Here is a 19,029-nt window from a genome sequence, read left to right as displayed (position 1 = left end):
TATTTCACAACACAGGAACGTGTTCTATGCCAGTCGATGCACCTCCATTTGTCCCTCCACCACGACTGCCTGTAATTCCTCTCCCACCCACGTACCAAGGGCAGCAGGCATACCTTCCACCAGGTGCTAGTGAGTGGATGCCGCTGACAGCTGAGGCTTATCAAGTCCTGAAGGGCGTCGAGCCTGATGATGAAAATGTGATCAGCTCGAACAGGAATAGGCTTAGCGAGATGTTTTCGTCTGCTCTTCAGGTACCTAACTTAGGTTTTTTTGCTGGAAGCGGTACATCTCTAGGTAACCCAGGCGGGCCTAGCATGTGGAAGCTATGGCAAGACTCGATGTGTGACCCGCAGACCCATGCGCTGACAGCTGCCGGCCAGCAGGTTACTGAGCGTGTCCGTTACGCCGGGCGCGATAATCCGAACATTGAGCATTTCTTATCACAGTGCGACGCCTACCTGGCGTTCAATGACGACCAAGTCGTCGAAGAGTTTGTCGCACGCGTGAAGGAGCAAATCCTACACGCTTGCTCAACGTTCATTACTCTGCCCACTTCAGACATATCGGCATATCGTGAACTCCTCCAGAAGCTGGCTAGGAGAAGGGTTCGTGACCCGCGCCTGAAGGTGTTTACGACAAACTATGACATGTGTTTTGAAACGGCAGCGTCGGAACTGGGCATGGTCATTATTGACGGATTTTCCTACACCCGCAGACGCCGGTTTGACGGCAAACATTTCACGTACGACATCGTGCGCCGGGAGGCAGACAGCCACGAGTTTGCCGAAGGCATTTTTCAACTGCTGAAGCTACACGGATCAGTCAGCTGGAGCCGTGATGGTCATGAAATCTATGAGGACAGCCGACCGACGCCGGAAAACGCATGCCTGATATATCCCGCAAAAGGAAAATACCAGCAAGCGTTTCTTCAACCCCACTTGGAGCTGCTTTCAAGATTTCTGGAGTTTTTACGTCAACCAAACAGCTGTCTGGTTGTGTCAGGATTCGGGTTTAACGATGACCACCTTTCCGAACCGATCTATTCAGCCTTGCAATCCAACCCTAGCCTGAAGCTGATTCTTTGCGACTACAGTGGCATCAGCCATGTCCACAATCGTGGGGATAATGGATCGAGCGCCTACTGGGGAAAATTCCGCGATCTCGCTCAGCGTGGTTTCGACGTCCATTTTGTTAGTGGTTCATTCAGCGATCTGGCCGCGCATATCCCCCACCTACGCACGGCTTCGCCAGCTGAGAATTTGGCGAACGCAGTCAAACGGATCGGTAGGTAATCATGTCCCCAGAAGGAATACTCCTTAGCACGCTTAAAATCGGGGTGGTCACCAGCGTGGCTGCGCAGTTGATCAAAATCAACTTGGCACATGCTGGAGAGAACAGCGGTCGATATCTCGGTCAAAATCGCTATGGCAAGGGTGAGGTGGGGGAACTGGTTCTGATCGAGGGTCAGCAGGCAGTGCTCTTAGGACGCATCACCGAGGTGAACCTACCTGATCGCGAGCGTACCGAGATTTCCCAAGATTTTGCTGGCACGCATGCTATTGACGCGATCGGCTTTATCCGCCTGCTGGGGTCTGTTCACCCTCACACCTTGAAAGTCACTGCAGGCGTCAGCTCCTACCCACGATTGGGAGACCGGGTTTACTCAGCACCGGGCTCGTTTATCTCCAAAATCCCAACATTGATTTCGAGCGGAATAAATGGAGAGTCTCCCCGCGTAACGCTTAACCTCGGACATGTTTCTGGGGACGGCGGTTTCGCGATTGCTGTAACGCCAGAAAAACTCTTTGGTCGGCATTGCGCGATCTTGGGCTCAACTGGGGGAGGGAAAAGCTGGACGACTTCAAAGCTTATTGAGGAGTGTCGTCGATATGCCTGCAAGATCGTGCTTGTGGACGCTACCGGGGAGTACCGGTCGCTTGAGGGGGAGGACTCAACACATCAACATCTTGGAAACCCGCTGCATCGCACGACAGGCTCACTTGAGGTAGGCATTCCACCCACCTGCTTCAATGAGACTGATTTCATTGCACTCTTTCAGCCATCTGGTAAAACCCAAGGCCCGAAACTCAGAGAAGCCATCAAGAGCCTGAGACTGGCAGCGTTGGCTCCAGATATCTTCCCAGGAGGGTATGTCCCGAAAGTAAGTCAACTCAAAGCTGATTTCCGTCGAGCGATGAACAGGGACGACAACGCCAACAGGGTAGGTAATCCAAATCTACCCTTCGATCCGGGCATGTTGGTTCGGCAAATTGTCGAGGAATGCTGCTACCCGACCGGCCATAACAACGATATGACTAGATGGGGCGCTGCGAGTAGCGAGCTATCTTATTGCTCCTCTCTTATGACACGTATCATGAGCGTAATGGACTCCCCTTCGTTGAGCAGCGTATTTAGCCCAGCTCAGGGCCTACCGAGTTTAGTTGAACATCTGGATGAATTTATTACCGGTGAAAAGCGGCTATTCAGAATATGCCTCAGCTCAGTTGGCTATGAGTTCAACGCGAGAGAAGTCATCGCCAACGCTATCGGCAGACTGTTATTGCTTCGAGCACGCAACGAGTCTTTCAGGCAGCGCCCGCTAATCGTCATCTTGGACGAAGCTCACAATTTCCTAGGAAAAACATTAGGGAATGAAGACGACGTTCAGAACTTGGATGCGTTCGAACTCATCGCGAAAGAGGGACGAAAATACGGGCTTAACATCTGCCTGGTGACTCAGCGACCGCGAGACATCACAGAGGGAGTGCTGAGTCAGATGGGCACGTTGCTCGTGCATCGCCTTACAAATGACCGTGACCGAGAAGTGGTCGAGCGTGCGTGTGGAGAGCTGGATCGTTCCGCTGCGGCGTTCTTGCCCAATCTGAAACAAGGTGAGGTGGCATTGGTAGGTGTAGATTTTCCAATCCCTGTAACTATTCAGATCGGACGTCCCACCCAGCCTCCAAAATCGGACGGGCCGAGCTTCCAAGAATTATGGTGGAATCGCGATCCTGGTCGATAGGCGCTAGCTTAGCCGGATTGAAGCGTGGCCTGCTCGTAGATTGGTCAGGGACGTCCGACATCAGAAAATTGGGGGGTTAAAATCTGGACTGTAAAAACGTATACTTTGACCTTCAAAATGAAGCTGAAAACACCAAATGTATACGTTTTCGCAAAAAATTCTGAAAAATTATTTGGTCAAACCCCCGCCAGCGTTGGGCAAGACGAATGTATACGTAGATTCCTATAAGTATTATGCCAGTAAGCGGCGGCTAGACCCTGAAGCCCGCCTCACGGTAACGTGAAGCGGGCTTTTTTGTGCTCGGCGCGCGGACGCTGTTCTCGCACATCCCGAAACACCGCACGTGGAACCTTCCCCACGGTTACCCGTCAACCCCTCGAACCCACTCTCGGATTGGTCACTACCATGAAAACCACCGCTGCCCTGCTCCTGGCCTGTATGGCCGCCCCAGCCTTTGCCGCCGAAATGTCGCACAGCAACAGCGACATGACCCCAATGCAGCACGAGTACATGATGAGCATGGAGACCATGCAGAAATCCATGCACGAAGGCGGCATGGAAACCGACGCCGACGTTGCTTTCGCCAAAGGCATGCTGGCCCACCACAAGGCCGCACTGGACATGGCCAGGATCGAGTTGAAATACGGCAAGGACGCTGAGATGCGCAAGCTGGCCGAGGACATCATCAAAGCCCAGCAGGCGGAAATCGATCAGATGGAGACGTGGGTCAAGAAGCATCAGAAGTGATGTAAGCTTTCGCCCTATCGCGCTCGCCCCCCACTTCAAGGAGTCCGCCCATGAGCAACCGCCAAAGCGAAATCGCAGCCGCCCTGGCCGTGATCCCGCCGTTCGCCGATGACCACGCCATCGACCAGGAAATGGAACGCCGCAAGGCGTTCATCAAGCAGTGTCTGACCACGGCCGGCTTGAAGGTTCTGGTACTGGGCATCAGCGGCGGCGTCGACTCGCTCACGGCCGGGCGCCTGGCACAGGTGGCCATCGAGGAACTGCGCAAGAGCAGCGGCGACCCTGACTACCGATTCATCGCAGTGCGCCTGCCCTACAACGTCCAGCACGACGAGGACGACGCTGCCGCCTCGTTGCGCTTCATCAAGGCGGATGTCGAAGAAACGGTGAACATCGCCGATGCCGTGCAAGGCCTTGCCCAGCAGACAGCACAACTGCACGGTCTGAGCGATGCCCGTCGCGATTTCGTCATGGGCAACGTCAAGGCACGGGTCCGCATGGTCGCGCAGTACACCATCGCCAATGCCAACAATGGCCTGGTGATCGGCACGGACCATGCCGCCGAAGCCGTCATGGGGTTCTTCACCAAGTTCGGTGATGGGGCGTGCGACCTGGCGCCGCTCAGCGGGCTGGTGAAAAACCAGGTTCGTGCCATCGCCCGCCGGCTGGGGGCACCAGACAATCTGGTGATGAAAGTGCCAACGGCCGACCTCGAAGAACTGCGACCCGGCAAGCCGGACGAAGACGCCCATGGCGTGAGCTACCAGCAGATCGACGCGTTCCTCCACGGTGAGCCGGTGGGCGACGAAGCCTATGGGATTATCGTGAAGGCGTACGACCAGACGCATCACAAACGTGTGTTGCCGTTTTCGCCTTGATTTCCCTTCGATGTGCGGTTGATCATCTGAACAGGTCAGGGAGATCAACCCACAATGAAATTGCATCAACTGCGCGCACTTGTCTGTATTCATGAAACCGGGAGCCTGCAAGACGCCTCGCACGTGCTGCACCTCACGCAGTCGGCATTGAGCCGGGCGATGAAGGAACTGGAAAACGAACTGGGGGTTACCCTTCTGGTTCGTTCCAACAAAGGCATGAGCCTGACCGAGCATGGCCAGCGCATGCTGACCCACGCTCGCCAGGCGCTGGAAAGCGTGCGGCGAGCGCGTCAGGAAATCGAAGACATGAAGGGGCTGACCGTGAGCGAGGTCACCCTGGGAGTGACGCCCGTCACCGCGCTGCTGCCGCCACTGCAACAGACCCTTCTGCGTTTCCAGCAGACCTACCCAAACGCCGCGCTGAAGGTACTGGAGATGCGCCCTGCCCAGTTGCTGCAGCATCTGCGCGATGGCCTGCTGGACTTTGCCCTGACGTCGCAAGTGCCAAGCCATGCCGTAGGGCTGGACTGGCAGCCGCTGTGCCGCATTCCCGGCAGCGTGGCGGTGCGCAAGGATCATCCGCTGCGCCACGTGAGATCGCTGCGGTTACTGCAGCACGCCCAGTGGATCAGCGTCGATCCTGTTGCAGACAGCCAATCCCAGTTCAATCAACTGTTCGCCGGCAGCGCGCTTGGCCGCCCGTCCAAGGTGTTCGAATGCACCGCAATGAATCTGGCGCTGAAGATGCTGATCGAGAGCGATGCCGTGATGGTGGTCAGTGAGAGTGCCCTCGGGCCCTGCTGGGCGGGCATGACCGATATGGCCAACTACCTGCATACGCTTGGGTTGCAAGAGGCGGTTCCCGATTTTTCGGTCAATGTGGTGTGCGTGAACCAGGCCTACCTGACCCGGACCGCGAGCCTGTTGTTCGGTCAACTGCAGGCCAGCTTTGCGTAAACGGCCACTTGGACCAATACCCTGACGGCGAACCCTTCAAAACAGCGGATTCAGACATTTCGAGTTGAGCAATACTCAAGCCCTTGCACGGACCGTAATTTCAGACCCTCAACTTTGCCGAATCCCCAGGCTAGAGCCTACGGTCAGTGAATGAAACGGCTTCAGCTCAGAGGCAACGCCTCCCACGGTTACCAACCTTCCCATTTTCCGCTACTCGTCTGGATGGTTTTGGGTCGCTCATTCCCCCCAGCAGCGCCATCCGGTATCAGTCATCGCCTGAATCGAAACCAAGCCATAAGCCCTTGATTAAATGTGATGTGCAGTGACCGAACCCATCCCCGACACTGGCCCGCACCACGATTCCGGGTACAGGCCTTACCTATGAAAAGCACTCTTGCCAGCGATTCACCTCTTCCTGTCGCCGATGCACCGCCCGCACCGCAGCCCAACAAGATGCGTCGGGTCATCATCGCTTCTTCCCTGGGCAACGGCCTGGAGATCTACGACTTCACCGTGTACAGCTTTTTCGCAGTCATCATCGGTCAGTTGTTCTTTCCCGGGTCCTCGCCCATGGCCTCGCTGCTCATGTCTCTGGCGACATTTGCCGTCGGCTTCGTCATGCGGCCCTTGGGTGCGTTGCTCATCGGTCGAGTCGCCGACCGCCGAGGGCGCAAGGCTGCACTGTCGCTGACCATTGCCCTGATGACGGTGGGTACCGGAATCATCGCCTTCACACCCACCTACGCCAGTATCGGCATCAGTGCCAGTGTCCTGCTGGTGATCGCCCGGCTGCTGCAGGGGCTTTCGGTCGGTGGCGAAGTGGGTTGCGCGTCGGCGTTCATGATGGAGTCGGGACGCACCGACAACCGTTGCTTCGTGGTCAGCTGGCAGGGCGCCAGTCAAGGCGCTGCCGCATTGCTGGGTGCGGGCACGGGCTTGCTGCTGACCAGCAGTCTCAGCGAGGCATCGTTGCTGGAGTGGGGATGGCGGGTGCCATTCGTGATCGGCCTGCTGATCGGCCCGGTCGGCTGGTTCATCCGCCAGCATCTGGATGAAACGCACACGGCCACCGCCACTGCACCCTCGCTGGGACAGTTGCTCAAGACGCAAAGCCGCACCCTGGTGCTGGGCATCGCCTGGATGTCGGCAACCACCGTGACCATGTACATGGTGGTCTATTACATGCCCACCTACCTGACCCAGACACTTGGCCGCCCGCAGAGCCTGGGGTTTGCCCTGGTCGGCCTGGCCAGCGCCCTGCTCGTCGTCATTACGCCCATCGCCGGCCGTTATGCGGACGGTTTCATTCGCCGCAAGCCGTTGCTCTATGGGGTTACCGGGCTGGCGCTGCTGACGGTCTACCCGGCATTCATGCTCTTGAGCCACGAGAACGTTCTGCTGTGCATCGTGGCCATCATCCTGCTGATTCTACCGATGGCGATCGGACTGGCGCCGAGCATGGCCATGCTGCTCGAAGCATTCCCCCGGGAACAACGGGTGACCGGCATGTCGATAATCTACAGCGTCAGTGTGACGCTGTTCGGTGGATTCTCACCGCTGCTGGTGACATGGCTGATCAACGTCACCGGCAACCCATTGACCCCGGCGCTGTACCTGGTGGCCACCGTGGCGCTCAGTCTGTGTGCCCTGCGCCTGCTGCCAGAGCATCCCGGCCGCGACTGATCGTTCAATACACTGCAACACAGAGGAAGATGCCCATGAGCGAGCCCATGGTTCACCCGCACCTGCTCAGCACTGCAACACGATTTGCGACACTGCGCCAAGACATTCACCGCCACCCCGAACTGGGGATCGACACCTGTCGCACCGCGGCAATCGTGGCCGAACGGCTCGCTGCATGGGGTTATGAAGTCCATGCCGACGTGGGCAAAGGCGTTGTGGGCGTACTCAGGCGCGGGCAATCCACACGTACGCTGGGCATCCGAGCGGACATGGATGCATTGCCCATCCTGGAGCGCAACGGGCTGCCCTGGGCAAGCGAGCGTCCAGGCTGCATGCATGCCTGTGGCCACGATGGGCATACTGCAACCTTGTTGGCGGCGGCGGAGCATCTGGCGGCAGACGCTCGATTCGACGGCACCTTGAATTTGATTTTCCAGCCGGACGAGGAAGGTTTGACGGGGGCGCGCTCGATGCTGCAAGCCGACCTGTTCGCCAGGTTTCCCTGCGACGCGGTCTATGCCTTCCACAACATGCCCGGCTTGCCGGTCGGGGTGGCCGTGGTTCAGTCCGGCGCCTTCATGGCGTCTTCGGAAGAAGTGCAGATTACCCTGACAGGCCGAGGTGGCCATGGCGCCATGCCGGAACGCGCCATTGATCCTATACCAGCCCTGGCAGGCATCATCACTGCGTTGCAAACGGTGGTTTCGCGCAACCTCTCGACCAGCGACGCTGCGGTGGTGAGTGTGGGCAAGGTCCGCGCCGGTACCGTCTACAACATCATTCCAGAGAGCGCCACCCTGATGCTCGGTGTGCGTACCGCAACGCCTGCCGTACGCGAAAAGGTGGAGCAACGGATCCGCGAAATCGTGCAGGGGCAGGCAGCCAGCTTCGGCGTCACCGCAGCCATCGAATACCGGTTGCTGGCACCCGTGCTGGTCAATGCGCCCGAAGAAACCGCACGTATGCATGCCGCTGCCTGCGCGGTGTTGGGTGCGGACAATGTATTGCAGCAGATGCCGGTACGCTTGATGGGCAGCGAGGACTTTGCCTGGATGCTGAACGAGCGTCCAGGCTGCTATTTCGTCCTGGGGAACGGCACCGGGTCGTTCAATGGCTGCTCGGTGCACAACGACCACTATGACTTCAACGACGCCGTGATTCCCTTGGGCGCCGCGTGCTGGGCGCGGCTGGTGGAAGACTATCTGCAACCACTGGGCGACTAGCGCTTGCTTGCCGCCTGAATCAACGCCTTCATCTCGGCCACCGCGGCCTTGAAGCCCACGAACAACGCATGGGCCACCAGCGCATGACCGATGTTCAGCTCGTTGACCCCGCGAATCGCGGCCACCGGCTCGACGTTGTGATAGTGCAGACCATGGCCGGCGTTGACGATCAGCCCGTGGCCCAGACCGAAACCCACGCCGTCGACGATTCGTTGCAGCTCATCGGCGACATCGGTCGGGGTCTGGGCGTCGGCATAGCGGCCGGTGTGCAGTTCGATAGCCGGCGCACCCACCCGCTTCGAGGCTTCGATCTGGCGCTCGTCGGCATCGATGAACAGCGACACCTCGCACCCCAGCTTGCCCAGACGCTCGACGGCGGCCTTGATCTTGGCCTCCTGACCGGCGACGTCCAGGCCGCCCTCGGTGGTCAGTTCTTCGCGGGTTTCAGGCACCAGGCAGACATGAGCCGGGCGAATCTGCTCGGCAAAGGTCAGCATGGCCTCGGTAACGCCCATTTCGAAATTCATTCGCGTCTGCAACACGTCCTTGAGCAGCAGCACATCGCGCGGCTGGATGTGCCGACGGTCTTCACGCAGATGCACGGTGATGCCATCGGCTCCGGCTTCCTCGGCGTCGAGCGCGGCCTTGACCGGATCGGGGTAGCGCGTGCCACGGGCCTGGCGCAGCGTCGCCACGTGGTCGATGTTGACGCCCAGCAGAATGCGGTTACAGGTATTCACGAGAACTCTCCGAAAAATCCAAGCCACAGCATACGTGTTGGTCAGGGCTTGCGAAACAGCTCGCGACTGACCAGCGGCCGACCGCCCAGGTGCACCGCCAGGGCCTGGCGCATGAGGCGCTTGGCCGCGGCCAGCGCACCTGGCGTTTCCCAGCTGGCCTGGGCCATGGCCAGCAACTCGGCGCCCTGGAACAACCCTGGCTGCAACAGCTCGACCCGTTCCAGGCCAGCATCCACCAGCAAGCGGTACAAGCCGTCGGTCGCTACAGGTTCACCGTTGACGTCGATGTCCAAGGCGAAGCCATAACCGAGCTGGTCCAACAGGCGCCACTCGAAAGAGCGCAGCAAAGGTTCCAGCGCACGCCCTGCGCCAAGTGCCTGAAGGGTGGCGGCATAATGCTCGAACAGCTGGGGGTGGGGGTCTTCACTGGGCAACAGGCGAATGAGCAGCTCGTTCAGATACAGGCCGCTGAACAGCGCGTCGCCGAGCATCCACACCGCCACCCCGGCGGACTCCATACGCGAAACGTTCTTGAGTTCGCCCTTGCCGCGAAACTCGACCTCGAGCGGTACGAACGGACGCGCCAGGGTGCCCGCCTTGCCGCGCGCATTGCGCAGCACAGCGCGCAGGCGGCCCTGGGGGGTGAGGAAATCGACGAGAGCACTGGTTTCGCGATAGGCGCGCGAGTGCAGGACGTAGGCAGGTTGTGGCGTCGGGGCATTGGACATGACTTACGCAAACCTGTAGCAGCGGCGCAAGCCGCGTCACGAACCCGCGCGAACGAACAGAAGATCTGCTGCACCCTGTGACGCGGCTTGCGCCGCTGCTACAGGGTGTCGTCCGCGATGTGAAATTACTGGTCGTTGTAGCCCAGCGAACGCAGCGCTCGCTCGTCGTCGGACCAACCGCCCTTCACCTTCACCCACAGATTGAGCATGACCTTGGAGTCGAACAGCACCTCCATGTCCTTGCGCGCTTCCATGCCGATGCGCTTGATACGCTCGCCCTTGTCACCAATGATGATTTTCTTCTGACCATCACGCTCGACGAGGATCAAGGCATGGATGTGCAGCGTCTTGCCCTGCTGCTTGAATTCCTCGATCTCGACGGTGATCTGGTACGGCAGCTCGGCGCCCAGCTGGCGCATGATCTTCTCGCGCACCAGTTCGGCAGCGAGAAACCGGCTGCTGCGGTCGGTGATCTGGTCTTCCGGGAAGAAATGCCCGTTCTCCGGCAGATGCCCGGCAATCACTTTTTCCAGCGCTTCGAGGTTATGCCCGTGCTGCGCGGAAATCGGCACGATCTCGGCGTTCGGCAGCTGTTCCTGCAGCCAGGCCAGGTGCGGCATCAGCTCAGCCTTGTCCTCGATGCGATCGGTCTTGTTGATCGCCAGGATCACCGGCCCCTGCACGTACTGCACCCGCTCCAGAACCAGTTGGTCTTCGTCCGTCCACTTGGTGCGGTCGACCACGAAGATCACCACGTCGACGTCTTTCAACGCTGCCGAGGCGGTCTTGTTCATGTAGCGGTTCAGGGCCTTTTCATTGCCCTTGTGCATGCCCGGGGTGTCGACATAGACGGCCTGGATCTCGCCCTCGGTCTTGATGCCCAGCATGTTGTGGCGGGTGGTCTGCGGCTTGCGCGACGTGATCGCCAGCTTCTGCCCCAGAATGTGGTTGAGCAACGTCGACTTGCCGACATTCGGACGGCCGACGATGGCTACATAGCCACAACGGGTAACGGGTGCATCAGTCATTGCCATTCTCCACGCCCAGGGCGATCAGGGCAGACGCGGCGGCCACCTGTTCGGCGATGCGACGGCTGACGCCCTGGCCCCGGCTTTTCTCATTCAGAAGGACGACTTCACACTCGACGAAGAACTGTCGGCAGTGCGGGTCGCCCTGGATATCCACCACTTCATAGCGCGGCAGTTCAGCACCGCGCGACTGCAGGAACTCCTGCAGGCGGGTCTTGGGATCTTTGTTGGTGTCGACCAGCGTCAGTCCTTCGAACTGCCCTTCCAGCCAGGCCAGCACGCGATCACGCGCTGCATCCATACCGGTGTCCAGGTAGATGGCCCCGATCAGTGCTTCGAGGGCATCGGCCAGGATCGATTCGCGGCGAAAGCCACCACTCTTCAATTCGCCCGAGCCCAGGCGCAGGTAATCGCCCAGATCGAAGCCGCGGGCCAGTATGGCCAAGGTTTCACCCTTGACCAGACGCGCGCGCAGGCGCGAAAGCTGGCCTTCGCGGGCTTGCGGAAAGCGCTCGAAAAGCGCTTCGCCAGCGACGAAATTGAGGATGGCATCGCCGAGAAACTCGAGGCGCTCGTTGTTGCGCCCGGCGAAGCTGCGATGGGTCAGTGCCAGCACCATCAGGTCCTGGTCCTTGAAAGTGTAGCCCAGCTGGCGTTCGAGGCGGCCCAGGGAAGCGGTCACGGCTTGACCACGCTGAACTCACGATCGAACTTCACCACCACATCCAGATTCTGGATCAGTGGCTCACGCTTTTCGTACTTGAGGTGGGCCTTGAACGTGTTACCCGCCTCGGTGATGCTTAAAACCTTGTTCAAATCCAGATCCTGAATATTGTTGACCTGCATGGCCCGGCTGACGTGGCCATAGAATTCACCCACCGTATCGACCCGGGTGGACTTGTCGGCACCCGCCGACTCGATGGCCTGGGTCAGCGTCCGGTAGTCCATGTAGTGCGGCACCAGCTTGAAAGCCGTACTGGCCACGAACGCGATCACCGCCAGGGTGAGCAACCAGCCAACGATGGACATGCCTTGCTGGGACTTCACTGCGTTCATGCTGGACACCTCTGAAAACATTCGGCGCCGTCCGTGGACGGCGCCGGCGGCGCTACTTGATCAGCCCGACTCGCGAGAAGTTGGGCAAGTGGCTGAGCTTGGGCTCGGGCCAGCTCATCCAGATGGCAAAGGCCTTGCCGACGATATTCTGGTCGGGGACCATGCCCAGCAGTTCCTTGGGAATCGACGGATCGTCCCAGTAGCGGCTGTCGTTCGAGTTGTCGCGGTTGTCGCCCATCATGAAGTAGTGCCCGGCAGGCACCGTCCACTGGCTGTCGGGCGGCGCGCGATAGCGCGACATTTCCTGGCGGATGACGTGCTCGACTTCGCCCAGCTTTTCCTTGTACAACTCGGCGCTGCCCAGGCTGCCCGGCTCGCTGCCGACCAGTTGCCGCGCGATCAATTCGCCGTTGACGTACAGCTGCTTGTCCGAGGTGTAGCGAATCTGGTCGCCCGGCAAGCCGATCACGCGCTTGATGTAGTTGACGTTGGGGTCGCTGGGGTAGCGGAACACCATCACGTCGCCGCGCTTGGGATCGTTGACCTCGATGATCTTCTTGTCCACCACCGGCAGGCGAATGCCGTAGGAGAACTTGTTCACGAGGATGAAATCACCCACTTCCAGGGTCGGGATCATCGAGCCCGAAGGAATCTGGAACGGCTCGACCAGAAACGAGCGCAGCACCAGCACGATGAACAGCACCGGGAAGAACGACTTGCCGTATTCGACCAGCAGCGGTTCCTTGTCCAGGCGCTCGACCACCGCCGGCTCGGGCTGGCTGACGCTGCCCTCGTAGGTGGCGATCGCAGCCCGTCGTCGTGGCGCCAGGACGACCAGATCAAGCAAGGCCAGCAGACCACAAACGGCTACGGCGATGACCAGCAACAGCGGGAAATTTAGTGACATAGGACTCGACTATTCCAACCTGAGCACAGCAAGGAAGGCTTCCTGTGGAATTTCCACGTTGCCGACCTGCTTCATGCGTTTCTTACCGGCCTTCTGTTTCTCCAACAGCTTGCGCTTACGGCTCACGTCGCCACCGTAACACTTGGCCAGTACGTTCTTTCTGAGCGCCTTGACAGTGGTCCGGGCAATGACCTGTCCGCCAATGGCGGCCTGGATTGCCACATCGAACATCTGCCGAGGGATCAGCTCCTTCATTTTCTCGGTCAACGCACGGCCCTTGTAGGCCGCATTGTCGCGGTGCACGATCAGCGCCAGGGCATCGACCTTGTCGCCGTTGATCAACACATCCAGCTTGACCAGGTTGGCCGACTGGTAACGCTCGAAATGGTAGTCCAGCGAGGCATAGCCACGGCTGGTGGATTTCAGGCGGTCGAAGAAGTCCAGCACCACTTCATTCATCGGCAGGTCGTAGCGAACCTGAACCTGGCTGCCGAGGAATTGCATGTCGCGCTGCACGCCGCGCTTCTCGATGCACAGGGTAATGACGTTGCCCAGGTGCTCTTGAGGCACAAGAATCGTTGCCGACACGATCGGCTCGCGGAAGTCCTCGACGGACGAGGCGTCCGGAAGCTTCGACGGGTTGTCCACATAAATGGTTTCACCGGTCTTCATGACCACTTCGAAGATCACGCTCGGCGCCGTGGTGATCAGGTCCAGGTCGTACTCGCGCTCCAGGCGCTCCTGGATGATCTCCATGTGCAGCATGCCCAGGAACCCGCAGCGGAAACCGAAGCCCAGGGCATCGGAGCTTTCCGGCAGGTACTGCAGCGAGGAATCGTTGAGGGTCAGTTTCTGCAACGCGTCGCGGAAATCTTCGAAGTCTTCCGAGCTGACCGGGAACAGCCCGGCGTAGACCTGCGGCTGAATGCGCTTGAAGCCGGGCAGCACGGCAACATCGGGCGTGCTGCTCAAGGTCAGGGTGTCGCCGACCGGCGCGCCGTGAATGTCCTTGATGCTGCCGATGATGAAGCCCACCTCGCCCGCCTTGAGGTCGGCCGTGGCGGTGTGCTTGGGAGTGAAGACGCCGACGCTGTCGACCAGGTGCACCTTGCCGGTGGACTTGACCAGAATCTTGTCGCCCTTCTTCACCCGGCCATGGCGCACGCGCACCAGCGAGACAACGCCCAGGTAGTTGTCGAACCAGGAGTCGATGATCAACGCCTGCAACGGTGCTTCGATATCGCCAGTAGGGGCCGGAATGGTCTGCACCAGGCGCTCGAGCACATCGATCACGCCCATGCCGCTCTTGGCGCTGCAGGCCACGGCGTCGGTCGCGTCTATGCCGATGATCTTCTCGATCTCGTCCTTGACCTTGTCCGGGTCGGCCTGGGGCAGGTCCATCTTGTTCAGCACCGGCATCACTTCCAGGCCTTGCTCGATGGCCGTGTAGCAGTTGGCCACGGACTGGGCTTCGACGCCCTGCCCCGCATCCACCACCAGCAGCGCGCCTTCGCAGGCCGCCAGCGAGCGGCTGACTTCGTAGGTGAAGTCGACGTGCCCAGGGGTATCGATGAAATTCAGCTGGTAGGTTTTGCCGTCCTGCGCCTTGTAGTGCAGGGTGACGCTGTGCGCCTTGATGGTGATCCCGCGCTCACGCTCCAGGTCCATGGAGTCCAGGACCTGGGCCTCCATTTCGCGGTCGGCCAGGCCGCCGCACATCTGGATGAACCGATCGGCGAGGGTCGACTTGCCGTGATCGATGTGGGCGATGATGGAGAAATTGCGGATATGACTCAAATCACTCACGGGTCAACACTCAAAAAGGCTGCGGGCCGAACGCCCAACGAAAAATAGCCGGGAATTGTACCTGAATAACGTTCGGGTGTGGGAGCGGTGGGTCGAGGGGTGGTTGTACGGACGTCTTCGCGGGCAGATGGCTCGCCGCCCGCCCCGCTCCCACAGGGAACCGCGCGATCGCATGAACTGTGGGAGCGGGTCTCTGCCCGCGAAGGCCACACAACCGGCCATGAAAAAAGGCGACCCGAAGGTCGCCTTTCGTTCATACACCCAACCTGCTTACTCAGCCAGCTTGAAGGTGATGAAGCTCGCCCTGCCCTGACGCAGCACGCGCATGGACACCGAACGATTCTTCGGCAGGCCCTTGGCGATATCGGCGAACTGCTTCGACAACTCGATGGCCTGGTTGTTCAGGTGCGTGATGACGTCGCCGGGCTGCAGGCCGATCAGCGCAGCCGGACCGTCCTGCACCTCCTTGATGACCACGCCGCCCTTGAGCTCGAGTGCCTTTTTCTGTTCGGTGGTCAGCTCTGCCACCGACACACCCAAACGATTGCTGCTGCGTTCGGTCTGGGCCTTGGCGCCTGTATCCAGATCCTGATCGTCATCCGGCATCGCACCAACGGTCACGTCGATCGTGCGGCGCTTGCCTTCGCGGATCACTTCCAGGCTGGCCTTGGCACCGGCCTTGAGCCCTCCGACCAGATGCGGCAGGTCAGCCGACATATCGATCGGCTGGCCATTCATGCTCAGGATCACATCACCCACCTGCAAGCCGCCCTTGGCTGCCGGGCCTTCTTCGAGCACCTGTGCAACCAGTGCACCGGCCGGCTTGTCCAGGCCGAACGACTCGGCCAGGTCCTTGTTGACCTCTTGAATGACCACGCCCAGCCAGCCGCGGCTGACCTTGCCGTCCTTCTTGAGCTGGTCCGAAACGTCCAGGGCAACGTCGATCGGAATGGCGAAGGACAAGCCCATGAAGCCGCCGGAACGGGTGAAGATCTGCGAGTTGATACCCACCACTTCACCGTTCATGTTGAACAGCGGGCCACCCGAGTTGCCTGGGTTGATCGCCACGTCGGTCTGGATGAACGGCACGTAGGCGTCATTGGGCAGTGTACGGCCCTTGGCGCTGACGATGCCCTTGGTGACCGAATGGTCGAAGCCGAACGGCGAGCCGATGGCCAATACCCACTCGCCTACTTTCAACTTGGCCGAATCGCCCAGCTTGACCGTAGGCAGATTCTTGCCGTCGATTTTCAACAGCGCCACGTCGGTGCGCGGATCGGTGCCGACCAGCTTGGCCTTCAGCTCACTGCGATCGGACAGGCGCACGATGATTTCGTCGGCGTCGGCGATCACGTGGTTGTTGGTGAGTACATAGCCGTCGGCCGACACGATGAAACCCGAACCCAACGACTGCGCTTCGCGCTGACGATCGCCGCGCTGCGGGGAACGCGGTCCACCGCGTGGCATGTTGCGCTCGAAGAACTCGCGAAACATCGGCGGCAGGCCCTCCAGATCTGGCATCTGGCTGGCAGCCACCCCGCGATCCGGCAGTTTCTGCGTGGTACTGATGTTCACCACGGCGGGCGAAGCCTGTTCGACCAGCGTGGTGAAATCAGGCAACGCTTCAGCCTGCACGCTGGCAACGTTGCCCAGCATCAGCACTGCCGCGAACAGTGAAAGAAAGGGGTTGAAACGTGTTATCGACATACGGCTCCCGTTCGTAACGAGCATGGTTGAGCAATAGGGTTGTGCGGTCGGCAAAACCGGAATTCGGCCCTCTGGCAATCCCGTGTTCCGGCGCGGCGCACGGCAGCGAACCAGCAACTGCATAACGGTTCGCCCCCGAAGCACAGACCTATAAGAAAAAAACCGGCGGTTTGCAACCTGCATGAAACAGCTTTCACGTTACGTCGCGATGATTAAACCAGCATGAAGGCCTGTCGCGACGCATGGACGGCGCCTTTGGGCGTGCACAGTTCAACGCCGAGCCTGAACATCCTGGCGTTGCATCGACAGGGCTATTCGCTCAGCGGTGCCCAGCGGGATTTCACCCACTACCGTGATCATCATTTCACCTTCCGAGGTCTTCAACCGTCGCGACACTGCCGCTGTCGGGCCAAGCTGGACGCGGGTATCGCGCGCAGATGCACCATTGAGCGGTTCAACAAATACAGAAAAATGCGCAAGCCCATCGGCGTACAGCAGACTGGTCACACTGGCATTGCTGGCCGAAGATTTGCGCAGGCCTGTCTGGGCCAGTTCGAAGCCAGCCGGGATCCATTGGGAGCGCCACGCGGAGACATCGCGCGGTGCAGTGGCAGCGAGCGCATGCAATACAGGCTTACAATTTGGTGTCGCCTTCAAGTCAGCGGACGCAGGGGTTCCCACTGCCAGACGCGTGTACTGCAAGCGTTCGAGCAGTCGCCCTTGCGCGTCGATCAACAAAGACTTGAGCAACAGGCCGGTACGTGCGTCCAGATGCATCTCGAAGGCATAGCGGTCGCGATCCCTGGGAACCAGAGTCACCACCACCGCCTCGCGGCCGGCGACCCTGGAAGCTCCGGCAACGCGCAGGTCGTACCACGACATCAACTTGAGCGGATCGACAACGCCATCGGAGCCAACAGGACCTTGCACCACGCCGAGCACTGGGTTGCCCGTTGCGCAGGCCGTACGGCCACCGGCCTGGACACGCTCGGACGCGATACCATCCAATTTGAGCACACGCTCACGCACCCCGCCGTCGCCAGCACGGTGCCAAACCTGATAAGTGGAGAAATCACCGTCACGTTCGTAGACGAACGTGCCTTCGAAACTCTGAGTGCGCTCGGCGCGCGTCATGCTTTCGAGCCACTGAGCTGCATCGGGTGCAGCAGCGGCCGGTGCGGCCAGGCCAAGGAGAAATGGCAGGAGCAGAGCCGCACGCATGATCGGGATTAACGGTTTTCCATGCTCGCGGAACGGGCATAAGGCAGAGCGCTTTCCGAACCTTTGGCGGCAGCTTCCTGCGAATGTTGACGCAGATAACCCGGCAGGCGCTGGTCGTTCAAACCTTCCTCACCTTTAAGCACACCGTTGGCCATCGGCCCTGGTGCGTCGGAGCTGTCGGGCGTGTAGCCCGCCAGAACGGCCGGACCTTGCACCATCGGCGTCGACGGCGCTTGCTGCGCAGGCTGCTGTTGCGCCAACTCGGCGCCGGTAATGTCGTCCTGGTTGTACAGGCGCACGCCTGCCAGCACGGCGACGGTCACCGAAGCAGCCACGGCCAGACGACCGAGGCTGCGCCATGGGCCGCGAGCAGCCGCTGCCGGCACAACGTCTTCGGCAATGGCTGCCGACACTGCAGCCGACAGGTCCAGGCGCGGATCCAGAAGATCTTTGTGCATGACAGCACGAGCGACCTGAAAACGTGCCCATGTGGCACGGGTTTCGGCATCGTCCAGCGCGGTCAGTACCCGACGCAGTTCCAATTCGTCCGCTTCGTTATCCATCACTGCGGACAGCGATTCCTGCAGGGCTTCACGACTCATGGCGTTCCTCTCTTGGCTATCGCCGCTGTCTCAGGATTCCTGCAACAACGGCTGCAGGGCTTTGTCGATGGCTTCCCGGGCACGGAAAATCCGCGACCGCACGGTCCCCACCGGACACTGCATGACACTGGCAATGTCTTCGTAACTCAAACCGTCGAACTCGCGCAGGGTCAATGCCGTGCGCAGGTCTTCAGGCAGCTGCTGGATGGTTCGATGGACGGTACCCTCGATCTCATCGCGCAGCAGTGAACGTTCCGGTGACTCGAGATCCTTGAGGCCATGATCGCCGTCATAGAACTCCGCGTCCTCGGAACTTACGTCACTGTCCGGTGGCCTGCGTCCGCGGGACACCAGATAGTTTTTCGCCGTGTTGATGGCGATACGGTACAGCCACGTGTAGAACGCGCTGTCTCCGCGAAAATTGCCCAACGCGCGGTAAGCCTTGATGAAAGCTTCCTGCGCCACGTCCTGGGCTTCATGGGTGTCGTGCACGAACCGCACGATCAACCCGAGAATCTTGTGCTGGTATTTCAGCACCAACAGATCAAACGCTCGCCGATCACCGCGTTGTACACGCTCGACCAGCTGCTGATCCTCTTCCTGGGTTAGCATGAACACTCCTCATGGGTCCGGAAGGAGCGCTGCTCAGGCCATCGTTCAGGCTTGCAACCATAGACTCGGGCTATTCGCAAAAGTTCTCCCCTCCAGGCAAGTTTCCCGCAGG

At 59.9% G+C, this 19,029-nt stretch carries 18 protein-coding genes; 7 read left to right on the top strand and 11 right to left on the bottom strand.

Annotation, left to right across the window (positions count from 1 at the left end; genetic code table 11):
* Positions 1-137 precede the first annotated feature (137 nt).
* The 7 genes from IFT44_RS06370 to IFT44_RS06340 all read left to right on the top strand — a co-directional run bounded on the left by IFT44_RS06370 (position 138) and on the right by IFT44_RS06340 (position 8,510).
* Positions 138-1,292 (top strand): SIR2 family protein, encoded by a 1,155-nt coding sequence (locus IFT44_RS06370; protein WP_244652104.1) that lies wholly within the window; start codon positions 138-140, stop codon positions 1,290-1,292.
* A gap of 68 nt (positions 1,293-1,360) precedes the next feature.
* Positions 1,361-3,022 carry an ATP-binding protein gene (locus IFT44_RS06365; protein ID WP_244652103.1) on the top strand — a complete coding sequence of 554 codons (1,662 nt, stop codon included), beginning with the start codon at positions 1,361-1,363 and terminating at the stop codon, positions 3,020-3,022.
* A 405-nt stretch (positions 3,023-3,427) separates the two neighbouring features.
* A complete protein-coding gene (gene copM / locus IFT44_RS06360) occupies positions 3,428-3,769 on the top strand; it encodes a CopM family metallochaperone (protein WP_122479352.1) in 342 nt (113 codons plus the stop codon).
* A gap of 50 nt (positions 3,770-3,819) precedes the next feature.
* Positions 3,820-4,647: an ammonia-dependent NAD(+) synthetase gene (gene nadE / locus IFT44_RS06355; RefSeq protein ID WP_192175604.1), complete on the top strand. Its 828-nt coding sequence runs from the start codon at positions 3,820-3,822 to the stop codon at positions 4,645-4,647.
* A gap of 54 nt (positions 4,648-4,701) precedes the next feature.
* Positions 4,702-5,604: a LysR family transcriptional regulator gene (locus IFT44_RS06350; protein WP_122479354.1), complete on the top strand. Its 903-nt coding sequence runs from the start codon at positions 4,702-4,704 to the stop codon at positions 5,602-5,604.
* Between the two features lie 381 nt (positions 5,605-5,985).
* Positions 5,986-7,287, top strand: a complete 1,302-nt coding sequence (locus tag IFT44_RS06345; protein ID WP_192103939.1) for an MFS transporter — start codon at positions 5,986-5,988, stop codon at positions 7,285-7,287.
* A 35-nt stretch (positions 7,288-7,322) separates the two neighbouring features.
* On the top strand, positions 7,323-8,510 hold the full coding sequence (locus tag IFT44_RS06340; RefSeq protein WP_122479356.1) for a M20 aminoacylase family protein: 1,188 nt from the start codon (positions 7,323-7,325) through the stop codon (positions 8,508-8,510).
* Here IFT44_RS06340 and pdxJ read toward each other — a convergent pair.
* The 11 genes from pdxJ to rpoE form a co-directional block, all read right to left on the bottom strand.
* Positions 8,507-9,250 carry a pyridoxine 5'-phosphate synthase gene (gene pdxJ, locus IFT44_RS06335; RefSeq protein ID WP_192053694.1) on the bottom strand — a complete coding sequence of 248 codons (744 nt, stop codon included), beginning with the start codon at positions 9,248-9,250 and terminating at the stop codon, positions 8,507-8,509. The genes IFT44_RS06340 and pdxJ overlap by 4 nt on opposite strands.
* A gap of 41 nt (positions 9,251-9,291) precedes the next feature.
* Complete coding sequence (recO, locus tag IFT44_RS06330) at positions 9,292-9,978, bottom strand: DNA repair protein RecO (protein WP_192057612.1); 687 nt, start codon at positions 9,976-9,978, stop codon at positions 9,292-9,294.
* A 125-nt stretch (positions 9,979-10,103) separates the two neighbouring features.
* The gene (era, locus tag IFT44_RS06325; RefSeq protein ID WP_192175603.1) at positions 10,104-11,006 is read right to left on the bottom strand and encodes a GTPase Era; all 903 of its coding nucleotides are present in this window, start codon (positions 11,004-11,006) and stop codon (positions 10,104-10,106) included.
* Positions 10,999-11,688 carry a ribonuclease III gene (gene rnc / locus IFT44_RS06320; protein ID WP_122479360.1) on the bottom strand — a complete coding sequence of 230 codons (690 nt, stop codon included), beginning with the start codon at positions 11,686-11,688 and terminating at the stop codon, positions 10,999-11,001. Before rnc ends, era begins: the two co-directional genes overlap by 8 nt.
* Positions 11,685-12,062, bottom strand: coding sequence for a DUF4845 domain-containing protein (locus tag IFT44_RS06315; protein WP_122479722.1), 378 nt, complete (start codon positions 12,060-12,062; stop codon positions 11,685-11,687). The genes rnc and IFT44_RS06315 overlap by 4 nt, the downstream gene beginning before the upstream one ends.
* 52 nt (positions 12,063-12,114) lie before the next feature.
* Positions 12,115-12,969 carry a signal peptidase I gene (lepB, locus tag IFT44_RS06310; RefSeq protein WP_122479361.1) on the bottom strand — a complete coding sequence of 285 codons (855 nt, stop codon included), beginning with the start codon at positions 12,967-12,969 and terminating at the stop codon, positions 12,115-12,117.
* A 9-nt stretch (positions 12,970-12,978) separates the two neighbouring features.
* The gene (lepA, locus tag IFT44_RS06305) at positions 12,979-14,775 is read right to left on the bottom strand and encodes a translation elongation factor 4 (protein ID WP_122479362.1); all 1,797 of its coding nucleotides are present in this window, start codon (positions 14,773-14,775) and stop codon (positions 12,979-12,981) included.
* A gap of 270 nt (positions 14,776-15,045) precedes the next feature.
* A complete protein-coding gene (locus tag IFT44_RS06300) occupies positions 15,046-16,431 on the bottom strand; it encodes a DegQ family serine endoprotease (protein ID WP_244652120.1) in 1,386 nt (461 codons plus the stop codon).
* Between the two features lie 321 nt (positions 16,432-16,752).
* Entirely contained in the window at positions 16,753-17,703 is a 951-nt protein-coding gene (locus IFT44_RS06295) for a MucB/RseB C-terminal domain-containing protein (protein ID WP_192175601.1), read from the bottom strand.
* 8 nt (positions 17,704-17,711) lie between these two features.
* The gene (locus tag IFT44_RS06290; RefSeq protein WP_192175600.1) at positions 17,712-18,305 is read right to left on the bottom strand and encodes a sigma-E factor negative regulatory protein; all 594 of its coding nucleotides are present in this window, start codon (positions 18,303-18,305) and stop codon (positions 17,712-17,714) included.
* A gap of 30 nt (positions 18,306-18,335) precedes the next feature.
* Positions 18,336-18,917 (bottom strand): RNA polymerase sigma factor RpoE, encoded by a 582-nt coding sequence (gene rpoE / locus IFT44_RS06285; protein WP_011535354.1) that lies wholly within the window; start codon positions 18,915-18,917, stop codon positions 18,336-18,338.
* Positions 18,918-19,029: the final 112 nt, after the last annotated feature.

The organism is Pseudomonas sp. CFBP 13710 (assembly GCF_014842235.1).
Taxonomy (GTDB): Bacteria; Pseudomonadota; Gammaproteobacteria; order Pseudomonadales; family Pseudomonadaceae; genus Aquipseudomonas; species Aquipseudomonas baltica.
Note: the sequence above shows the minus strand (reverse complement) of the source record. Positions and strands in the feature narration are given on the sequence as shown.

Excerpts from the sequence above, each read along its gene's own strand:
- IFT44_RS06370 (WP_244652104.1), top strand. The coding sequence starts at position 138 with ATGCCGCTGACAGCTGAGGCTTATCAAGTCCTGAAGGGCGTCGAGCCT.
- copM (WP_122479352.1), top strand. The coding sequence starts at position 3,428 with ATGAAAACCACCGCTGCCCTGCTCCTGGCCTGTATGGCCGCCCCAGCC.
- nadE (WP_192175604.1), top strand. The coding sequence starts at position 3,820 with ATGAGCAACCGCCAAAGCGAAATCGCAGCCGCCCTGGCCGTGATCCCG.
- IFT44_RS06350 (WP_122479354.1), top strand. The coding sequence starts at position 4,702 with ATGAAATTGCATCAACTGCGCGCACTTGTCTGTATTCATGAAACCGGG.
- IFT44_RS06345 (WP_192103939.1), top strand. The coding sequence starts at position 5,986 with ATGAAAAGCACTCTTGCCAGCGATTCACCTCTTCCTGTCGCCGATGCA.
- IFT44_RS06340 (WP_122479356.1), top strand. The coding sequence starts at position 7,323 with ATGAGCGAGCCCATGGTTCACCCGCACCTGCTCAGCACTGCAACACGA.
- recO (WP_192057612.1), bottom strand. The coding sequence starts at position 9,978 with ATGTCCAATGCCCCGACGCCACAACCTGCCTACGTCCTGCACTCGCGC.
- era (WP_192175603.1), bottom strand. The coding sequence starts at position 11,006 with ATGACTGATGCACCCGTTACCCGTTGTGGCTATGTAGCCATCGTCGGC.
- IFT44_RS06315 (WP_122479722.1), bottom strand. The coding sequence starts at position 12,062 with ATGAACGCAGTGAAGTCCCAGCAAGGCATGTCCATCGTTGGCTGGTTG.
- lepB (WP_122479361.1), bottom strand. The coding sequence starts at position 12,969 with ATGTCACTAAATTTCCCGCTGTTGCTGGTCATCGCCGTAGCCGTTTGT.
- IFT44_RS06300 (WP_244652120.1), bottom strand. The coding sequence starts at position 16,431 with ATGCTGGGCAACGTTGCCAGCGTGCAGGCTGAAGCGTTGCCTGATTTC.
- IFT44_RS06295 (WP_192175601.1), bottom strand. The coding sequence starts at position 17,703 with ATGCGTGCGGCTCTGCTCCTGCCATTTCTCCTTGGCCTGGCCGCACCG.
- IFT44_RS06290 (WP_192175600.1), bottom strand. The coding sequence starts at position 18,305 with ATGAGTCGTGAAGCCCTGCAGGAATCGCTGTCCGCAGTGATGGATAAC.
- rpoE (WP_011535354.1), bottom strand. The coding sequence starts at position 18,917 with ATGCTAACCCAGGAAGAGGATCAGCAGCTGGTCGAGCGTGTACAACGC.